The following is an 8,129-nucleotide window of genomic DNA, read 5'->3' as shown; positions in this document are numbered from 1 at the left end:
GACCTCTGCTTTTTCTGATGTGTTGCGTCTCTGATGGTGCGGCTCGAAAGAACTCTTGCGAAACCATCGTACAGGGTAAAAAATAGCCTCCTCTGAACCACAAGTTCTTTAAGGAGGCCATTTTCGAGACCGGCACATCCAAACCCACATCAGGATTGATGATGCCATCAATATTTTGTATCCGGTTGCAGCTGTCATTCTTATTCATGTCTGCTTTTGTAGTTGGGATTTTTACTATAAATTTCAGGCTCATGGATTATAACTCTAATAATAAGAGTTCAAAGTGATACTCCCCGCCCTTTCGAGGGTTTACGGCGTTTTTGCTAACCGGCTTTCAGGAAGCCAGCACACCGACATCCAGAACCGGGGCGGCATCAATACTTTCTGCATCCATCATGTTAGCTACCCGTTGCAGGGCAGAGAGAAGCTGGGTTTTTTCCCAGTCTTCCAGAGACTCAAAGCGCTCGATGAATTTTTCATGGAGCAGGGGCGGGGTGCTTTTAAGAACACTCATTCCTTCGGTGGTCAACCGGGCATTCACAATACGTTTATCTCTGGTACTCCTGACCCTTTCAATGTAATGGCGATCTTCCAGACGGTTGAGGATGGTCGTTACTGTCGCCTGGCTCAGTGATACGTCCTGGGAGATTCTTTTGACTGTCACATCGCCCAGGGTTTCTATTGCTCTGAGCACCATCACCTGAGGGATAGTGAGCCCGCATACTTTGATCATTCGCTTCGAATGCAGGTCTGTGGCCCGGATGATTTGTCGTAAAGAAACAAGAACATCGTTCCAATAACAGGATTCGGACATAGGGATCTCTTGGTCTATTCAGATGTTTGACCCAACTATGTGCCACAAATGGATCAGAAAAACAAATATAATTTGATCACTAAATATTAGACATATAATATTTCCCGCTCTTTCGCCTGAAATTGTTCATGAGACCAATTAATGCCCATGCCAGGCGTACCAAAAAAATAAGCACAGGGAACCAAATTGATAGACGATAGTCCAAAACTTAAGTTATCCGAAAAAACAGAGACAGGACTAAAAGATATGAACGAAATGACAGTACCCAGCAGCCCAAATAGCAAGTTAGCACTTTATCAAAAGCCGGACGACGATTGCCCTATTTGTTTAGAAACTTTTGCCGGAAGGAAAGTCATGGTTCTCGAAAAATGCAAACATATGTTTCACAAAGCCTGCCTGGAGCCCTGGCTATCTGAGAATTCAACCTGTCCTTCTTGCAAAACCTTTCTCGCGACAAGAGAAGTTCAAGTATTTCTTTACAGTGTCAGTGATAGAGCCATTAATCAAGCCAGAGCATTATCATCGAGTCTTTCTGCTACGACCCGTGTGACCGGTGACTCCCCTACAGACAGTCAGAGTTCGGATCGGCAGAACTGGGAGGATCGGGCCTTTGCATCGGCTTGGTTGGAAGCAGGCAGCTCAAGAGCCTCAGCTTCTTTTGCTGCTATCTTGGGTAGGGGGACGTCAGGCTCCTCTCCAGACAACAGTAAGACGTAGGCAACGATTCGTATCGTTAAATAATCCGAGGCGCTGATTCCGTCACCTTTGCAGGCACCTTAACATCATTACTTGCTGCCAGAGCGCGTGTCTTGGCCAGAGAGTCGGTCAGTCAGTTTTGACATCCTCCCACTGATTCAAAGAAATCAATGGGGGTTACCATTAGGATGCAGGTCTGTGGCCGGATGACTTGTCGCAAAGAAACGAGAACATCGTTCCAATAACAGGACTCAAAATAGTGATCTCTTGGTGTATCCAGATGTTTGACTCGACTGTTTGCCACAAGTGGAGCAGAAAAACAAACATAATTTGACCACTAAATATTAGACATGTAACATTTTTCCGCTCTTTCGTCTGAAACTGTCTATTATTGATGTAGTCCCAAAGTCTTCATTTGAACAACTTAATTAAAACAGCTTCAGCCAAATAACCATCTACCCTGACTCCGGGAGCCTCCCATTTTATGTCTGACCCTTCAGAATCACGTCACAGTCTTAACTTGCCCGTCTTTATTGGCGCTTCCAGTGTCATTCTTTTAATAGTGGTCTGTACGGCTCTGTTTCCCGATCAGGCCGAACTTTATTCCACAATGCTGCAAACGGGCATAATGACCAATGCCAGTTGGTTTTACGTGACGGCGGTCGCCATCATCCTCATTGGTGTTGCTATTGTCGGCCTCTCCCGTTATGGCGATATCAAGTTGGGCCCCGACCATTCCGAGCCGGATTTCAGCTTTAGTTCCTGGTTTGCCATGTTGTTTTCAGCCGGTATGGGGATTGGCCTGATGTTTTTTGGCGTGGCGGAACCCGTCATGCACTTCCTGACACCTCCCGTGGGCGATCCGGCATCCATTGAGTCCGCCCGGGAATCCATGAGGATTACCTTTTTCCACTGGGGTTTTCATGCCTGGGCCATCTATGCCATTGTGGCCCTGATACTGGCATTCTTTGGCTATCGTCACAATCTGCCTTTAACCCTGCGTTCGGCTCTTTATCCGATTGTGGGTGATCGTATTCATGGTGTCATCGGGCATGTCATTGATGTCTTCGCCATTCTGGGTACGACCTTTGGTGTGGCAACAGCATTGGGTTATGGCGTGCTTCAGGTCAACTCGGGCCTGAATTACCTGTTCGATATCGATGTAAGCACCCATGTCCAGGTGGTTTTGATCGTTGTAATTACTGCTCTGGCCACCTTGTCCGTTGCCTCAGGTCTTGATAAAGGAATTCGCCGTTTATCTGAGATCAATCTGCTGCTCGCAGTGTTGCTAATGGCCATGGTCATTATACTCGGGCCTACCATTTTACTGTTGCAGTTACTGGTGCAGAATATTGGTAGTTACCTGTCTGATATTGTCGACAAAACATTCAATCTCTACGCCTATGAACCTACCGACTGGATGGGTGGCTGGACTCTGTTTTACTGGGCGTGGTGGTTGTCCTGGTCACCTTTTGTCGGCATGTTTATTGCCCGTATCTCCAGAGGCAGAACCATTCGCGAGTTTATCTGTGGTGTACTGTTTGTCCCTGCCTGCCTGACCTTTATCTGGATGACGGTATTCGGAAACACTTCCATTGATCTGATTATGAATCATGGGGCGACAGACCTGGCTGATATTGTTCAGGTTGATGTCTCGCTGGCGCTCTTCAAGTTTCTGGAGTATTTCCCGGCCACAGAATTCCTCTCAGGAATTGCCATTATCATGGTGGTGGTATTCTTTGTCACCTCTTCCGACTCCAGTGCCATGGTGATTGATATGCTGGCTTCTACGGGTGAAGGGAAAACTCCGGTCTGGCAGCGTGTGTTCTGGTCTTCATTGATTGGTCTGGTGGCACTGGTACTGATGCTTGCCGGAGGACTCAAGGCTCTCCAGACGGCCACGATTGCTACGGCTTTACCATTTTCTATCGTGTTGTTGGTTTCCGGCTATGGACTGCTAAAAGCACTGGCACTGGATACCGCCAAAAAAGAGAGTCTGACCCAAACCACGCTGGCTCCGAGCCATGCCAATGTCTCTATTCCATGGCAAACCCGATTGCAGAATATTACTCACTTCCCTGAACGTAAAAGTGTCAGGGTTTTCATGCGAAGTGTGGTGCTACCCGCCATGAAGTCCCTCTCCAGAGAGTTGGAAGAACAGGGTGTGGAAACTGGCATAGACTTTGACCGAAACAAGAGCATTGTCTCTCTGAATGTGTTTCATGGTGAGGAACAGGACTTTCTCTACAAGGTCAGCCCACGTTCCTACGTTCAACCCAGCTTTGTCATTGATGATGAAGAAGAGAGTAAGTACTACCGTGCAGAAGTCTTTTTGAGGGAGGGCGGTCAGGACTACGATATTATGGGCTGGACCAAAGATCAGGTCATTGGCGATATTATTGATCAGTACGAGAAACATATGCACTTTCTGCATATGGTTCGCTGATTCAATGGCGCCCTGGTGGAAAGCTGTCGTTTGATGGGTTCTCAATCGGGGCGCATTTCCCTGCGATACCTATTCCTTTGTTCATTTCAGCGGCAAGCCTGAGGAAAATTTTCCAGAATATTCTGATCATGAGTGATCAGTGGAATATTCTGCACCTGAGCATCAGCGCAAATGAGCCGATCAAAAGGATCTCGTGTCCAGGGCAGCAGAATGCCCTCGTCCACAAGCCTCGACATGGGGGTTTTCGACATAGTGAGACCAATTTCGGTATAAAGGAATTGGATAATATTGGCTGGCGTCTCAGCAATTCGACCGATCTCATACAGGTACTGAAGCTCAAACCCGGCCATTTCGGGCAGCACGATATCATTGTTGTCCAGCATGACTTTGACTTCGGGAGAGAGTTTTCTGACTTGCCTGGAATGTAAAAAGACGGCTATATGAGTATCAATTAAAACCATTCTCAGGCTCCCAGTTAAACACTGATTCACTCTCCAGCCCCTCCTCATCGCCAATGATTATGGATTGCTCACCCATACTTTCCAGTCTTTTCAGCTTAGAGCCTTTATTTGTCAGGCTAATCGTCAGGCTGACACCACCACGATCAATGGCCACGGGTTCTCCTGTTCTGATGATCTCATCAAAGATGGTGTAGATGTTTTTCCTGAGATTGGTCAGGTTGATTGGCTCTTGTCCATTCTGCTGATTTGCCATGTTGTGCCTATCTTTTGTTGAGGTGTGTACGTTATATTTTAGTTACGTACATATAAAAGTAAATTCTCAGTCTCTTCCAATATGGAATGAGCCTGGCCCAAACCACCCTGGCTCCGAGCCATGCCAGTGATTCCATTCCATGGCAAACCCGATTGCAGAATATTACTCATTATTCCAGAGCGCAAAAGTGTCAGGGGGTTCATGAAAAGTGTGGTGTTACCCGCCATAAAGTCCCTGTCCAGAGAGCTTGAAGAACAGGGCGTGGCAGTCGGCATAGACTTTGACTGAAACAAAAGCATTGTCTTTCTGAATGTGTTTCATGGTGAGGAACAGGATTTTCTCTACAAGGTCAGCCCCCGTTCCTACGTTCAGTCCAGCTTTGTCATTGATGATGAAGATAGTAAGTACTAACGTACATAATTTTTTTTGAGGGAGGGCAGTCAGGACTAAGATATTATGGGCTGGACCAAAGATCAGGTCATTGGTGATATTATTGATCAGTACGAGAAACATATTTATGGATATGGGGTCAAAATATGTTGTCCTGAGTCCCAAGGATTTAAGGTTCTTACCATTGAAAAATCGGTGACATTTCTAGTCACAACCAGCATTTGATTTGTCTTAGCTATGCCGGCAATCATTGCATCTCTCTCAGATTTAGGGTCAGGGACATGAAATTCGGCAGCACAGACTGCAGATTTACCATCGAAAGATAAAACTCTGTCCTCAAAAGCAACCTTTATTTTTTTTTCCATCCATGATCGCAAAGATGCTCCTTGCTTTTTGTCTTTTCGCTCCATCTGAAGAATGCCGATTTCAAGCTCCAATATTGAAATGGATGAAATGTATAGATCAGAAAAACTAGTATTTGATAGCCATCTAAGCACCTCAATATCGCTCTTTCCTGCTTCTGCTTTTCTCAGCTCAGAAATCACATTGGTGTCCAATAGATACACATCAAAACTCCTCAGGCTTAAGGTCTATCTTTCCAAGTTTTGGTGGTTCGAACTCGAAATACTCTTCTTTGCTTCCAAGCGAAGATAGCATTTCCAGAACGTTTTTCTTTTCGCCCTTGAGCCTTTGATACTCCTCGATATTCAAAAGAACATGAGTGGTCTTACCTCTTGTTCTAATGAATACTGGATTCTTTTCGGCTAAGTTCTTTGCCTCGCTGGTTTTTTGGTTAAACTCTCTGGAACTGTATATTTGTGACATAGCTCTGTCCTGTTTCATCGGTAATTGTAGTAATGTTACTATAATTACTGGGTAGGGTCTAAAATGTCCTTCCCGGACTCCCTGGTGAACTACTCGCCCCTAAAGGAGCGAGCTTCCAATACTGAGCACCTACCAAAGTAGATGCCGTCCCTTTATTAAAGGAGAGACAGAAACTTACGATTACCGACGTACAACGTGATGTAAGGTAGTCATAACGGATGCTTGCAGGCACCTCAGGTGTCAGACCTTTCTCTGTACAAGGCAATGATTAAAGATCTGACCCCTGATGTTCCGACAATTCGGCTAACAACCGCCATCATCGCCATAACTGAAGCCACCGAAATGGTAGGAATGACCATAGCTACTACTATCTGGTTCCCTTTTTTTCACCCTGGATGCAGGCCTATGTTCTGCACCGTGCATCATTAGCTCTCTGAGGATATGGCGGTTTTGATAGTACTCACTGTAGTAGTGAGCATAAGTGTATGCTGTCCAATGAGTGGGTCTTTCCGATAGGCAGACGACGCTATCATTAATATTTCGCAGAATATCCGGGGCGTTAAGAAGGGACTTAACGGTATGGGTATTACCTTTTTTTATTGCCAGCATCAGGAGCGTCTCACCCATCAAATTCTTACAGTTGAGATTAAAAAGTGCTCGCCCATTAGCATCTTTTAAATTCACCAGATACGTCGTTGCTGCTGCCGGGTCAAGATAGTTCGTCACTACATCCATGATAAGCTTGGAACCTGTCTGGCATTGTTTTAAAACGCTGACCAGAAGGGGATTTTCTTTCAACAAAGCATTGCAAAATGACCAACACTTTCTCATGACTGCATATTGAAAGGCATAAACGGCAAGTAACTTTGTCTGCCCGTTCCGAGTCAACTTAATCTGAGCTTCAGGCTGATTCCGCAGCGCTTTTAAAGTAAATGTCTGCTGCTGGTCATCGGTAATCTTATAACCCAACCAGGCATTAAAAATCAGCTCCAATAAATGATAATCAGATTTGTTTTGTTGATGCACACTGGCTTTTGCATCAAGCAGTAAACTAACCATTGCCCAACGATTTGCCAGGGCTGCTGCCATTATTGGTGTGTTGCCACTTTTAGGGCTTTGATGGTTGATATCAACACCCGCTCCTCTCAACAAACTTTCAAGGGCAACCATATTATTAGCAACGGCTTTTCTGTAAAGCCTTTGACCAGATTTCGTCTGGGCAAAACGTTGAAGCAGCTGTTCGGCTCGTTGCAGTTGATCGCTCACCGGACTCACAGGCGAAAAATCATGGGTTGAGTTTTTGAAGAAATCATTCAGTGCGTCTTTTACCAATCCTTCATACTTGCGAGTCTGCAAGAAACCAGGACGAATGTTGATACAACGAACATCATCGGGCTTAATTTCCGGGTAGAGATCTTTTGCAAGCAGTATGGCTTTCAGCAGCGCTTTCTCACTGAGTTCACTGAGAGGTTCTTTTCGTCCACTGGTCTGTTGCATTCCACCCCCGTATAAAAGTGAGGAATCTAATAATCTTTTGAGTTGTTCGCGCCATCCACCGTCAGCCTCTGAGCAGAATGGTGAATCACTGACGGTTTCAGCGTTGTCCCTGTTACCTGTTGCACGGCTGGTATATTCCGCTGTAACCATTGGGGTGGGCATTGCATGTGCGAACCGGGAGGATATATTGCTGCATTCGGTCGTCGTTCGATCAGCCAGTGTAACTGCCGCTGAATAATCCCAAGGGAGTGGAGGCTGCTTTCCCGCAACTGAAGGTGTGTTGCCAAAGCTGCCAGCACTGACGCAGGAGCTGGCTCGACCCTGAAAATTACCCGGTTGATTACATTCACTGTACGAACCAGAGGCTGAGCTAAGCACTCTTTCAACATTCAGGTTTACGGCTGGATGCATACGATTCTCCCTTCATTATTCATCGCTTTAATTATATTGATCCTAAGATTCAGACTCGAAAAGGTATCAAAAAGTTCCATGATTCAGTTCGATTTAAGTTGAGGGTAAAAGGTTCTGCTCTTTCACAGCGCGGTATTTTCAGTGTGCAGAAATTCAGCTCCTTCCAAATAAGTGTTGGTGCTTTTCAACAGAGCCTCTGACAATGACAGGCAGCTGCTCTGTAGGGGACAATTTCGAGACAAAGCTTGATATGAAAGGATGAATAGGTGGCCGATAGCAAATATTCTGCAAGCCCATTACCTCAAGCAGTCACCTTTCGTGCAACACACCCATTCA

General features: G+C 45.7%; 10 protein-coding genes. 3 read left to right on the top strand and 7 right to left on the bottom strand.

Translation table 11 applies throughout. The annotated features are described in order from the left end of the window. Positions 1-253, bottom strand: a 253-nt coding sequence (locus KDK19_RS08510) for a hypothetical protein (RefSeq protein ID WP_257291736.1), incomplete at its 3' end; no start/stop codon positions are given. Positions 254-334: 81 nt separating this feature from the next. After that, positions 335-814: a MarR family winged helix-turn-helix transcriptional regulator gene (locus tag KDK19_RS08505; RefSeq protein ID WP_257280385.1), complete on the bottom strand. Its 480-nt coding sequence runs from the start codon at positions 812-814 to the stop codon at positions 335-337. A 246-nt stretch (positions 815-1,060) separates the two neighbouring features. Between KDK19_RS08505 and KDK19_RS08500 the strand changes: the two genes are divergently transcribed. Then, entirely contained in the window at positions 1,061-1,531 is a 471-nt protein-coding gene (locus KDK19_RS08500; protein WP_257280386.1) for an RING-H2 finger protein, read from the top strand. A 463-nt stretch (positions 1,532-1,994) separates the two neighbouring features. Further along, the gene (locus KDK19_RS08495; RefSeq protein ID WP_257280387.1) at positions 1,995-3,956 is read left to right on the top strand and encodes a choline BCCT transporter BetT; all 1,962 of its coding nucleotides are present in this window, start codon (positions 1,995-1,997) and stop codon (positions 3,954-3,956) included. An 86-nt stretch (positions 3,957-4,042) separates the two neighbouring features. Here KDK19_RS08495 and KDK19_RS08490 read toward each other — a convergent pair whose 3' ends face one another. Together KDK19_RS08490 and KDK19_RS08485 are read right to left on the bottom strand one after the other, a co-directional pair. Further along, the gene (locus tag KDK19_RS08490; protein ID WP_257254552.1) at positions 4,043-4,417 is read right to left on the bottom strand and encodes a type II toxin-antitoxin system VapC family toxin; all 375 of its coding nucleotides are present in this window, start codon (positions 4,415-4,417) and stop codon (positions 4,043-4,045) included. Further along, on the bottom strand, positions 4,404-4,670 hold the full coding sequence (locus KDK19_RS08485; RefSeq protein WP_257254551.1) for a type II toxin-antitoxin system Phd/YefM family antitoxin: 267 nt from the start codon (positions 4,668-4,670) through the stop codon (positions 4,404-4,406). The genes KDK19_RS08490 and KDK19_RS08485 overlap by 14 nt, the downstream gene beginning before the upstream one ends. A 120-nt stretch (positions 4,671-4,790) precedes the next feature. Between KDK19_RS08485 and KDK19_RS08480 the strand changes: the two genes are divergently transcribed. Further along, on the top strand, positions 4,791-4,958 hold the full coding sequence (locus tag KDK19_RS08480; protein WP_257291735.1) for a hypothetical protein: 168 nt from the start codon (positions 4,791-4,793) through the stop codon (positions 4,956-4,958). Positions 4,959-5,185: 227 nt separating this feature from the next. On the opposite strand, the gene KDK19_RS08475 is transcribed toward KDK19_RS08480, so the two are convergent. The 3 genes from KDK19_RS08475 to KDK19_RS08465 all read right to left on the bottom strand — a co-directional run bounded on the left by KDK19_RS08475 (position 5,186) and on the right by KDK19_RS08465 (position 7,793). After that, the gene (locus KDK19_RS08475) at positions 5,186-5,626 is read right to left on the bottom strand and encodes a type II toxin-antitoxin system VapC family toxin (protein WP_257254549.1); all 441 of its coding nucleotides are present in this window, start codon (positions 5,624-5,626) and stop codon (positions 5,186-5,188) included. 1 nt (position 5,627) lies between these two features. Then, positions 5,628-5,885: a type II toxin-antitoxin system Phd/YefM family antitoxin gene (locus KDK19_RS08470; protein WP_257274407.1), complete on the bottom strand. Its 258-nt coding sequence runs from the start codon at positions 5,883-5,885 to the stop codon at positions 5,628-5,630. A gap of 303 nt (positions 5,886-6,188) precedes the next feature. Next, positions 6,189-7,793, bottom strand: a complete 1,605-nt coding sequence (locus tag KDK19_RS08465) for an ankyrin repeat domain-containing protein (RefSeq protein ID WP_257291734.1) — start codon at positions 7,791-7,793, stop codon at positions 6,189-6,191. Positions 7,794-8,129: the final 336 nt, after the last annotated feature.

The organism is Endozoicomonas sp. ONNA1, assembly GCF_024606325.1.
In the GTDB taxonomy this organism is placed as follows: domain Bacteria; phylum Pseudomonadota; class Gammaproteobacteria; order Pseudomonadales; family Endozoicomonadaceae; genus Endozoicomonas_A.
This window is presented reverse-complemented; position numbering and strand designations above follow the sequence as displayed.

What these genes read in the sequence shown, in the direction of transcription:
- KDK19_RS08500 (WP_257280386.1), top strand. Translation starts at nt 1,061, where the DNA reads ATGAACGAAATGACAGTACCCAGCAGCCCAAATAGCAAGTTAGCACTT.
- KDK19_RS08470 (WP_257274407.1), bottom strand. Translation starts at nt 5,885, where the DNA reads ATGTCACAAATATACAGTTCCAGAGAGTTTAACCAAAAAACCAGCGAG.
- KDK19_RS08495 (WP_257280387.1), top strand. Translation starts at nt 1,995, where the DNA reads ATGTCTGACCCTTCAGAATCACGTCACAGTCTTAACTTGCCCGTCTTT.
- KDK19_RS08505 (WP_257280385.1), bottom strand. Translation starts at nt 814, where the DNA reads ATGTCCGAATCCTGTTATTGGAACGATGTTCTTGTTTCTTTACGACAA.
- KDK19_RS08480 (WP_257291735.1), top strand. Translation starts at nt 4,791, where the DNA reads ATGCCAGTGATTCCATTCCATGGCAAACCCGATTGCAGAATATTACTC.
- KDK19_RS08465 (WP_257291734.1), bottom strand. Translation starts at nt 7,793, where the DNA reads ATGCATCCAGCCGTAAACCTGAATGTTGAAAGAGTGCTTAGCTCAGCC.
- KDK19_RS08485 (WP_257254551.1), bottom strand. Translation starts at nt 4,670, where the DNA reads ATGGCAAATCAGCAGAATGGACAAGAGCCAATCAACCTGACCAATCTC.
- KDK19_RS08490 (WP_257254552.1), bottom strand. Translation starts at nt 4,417, where the DNA reads ATGGTTTTAATTGATACTCATATAGCCGTCTTTTTACATTCCAGGCAA.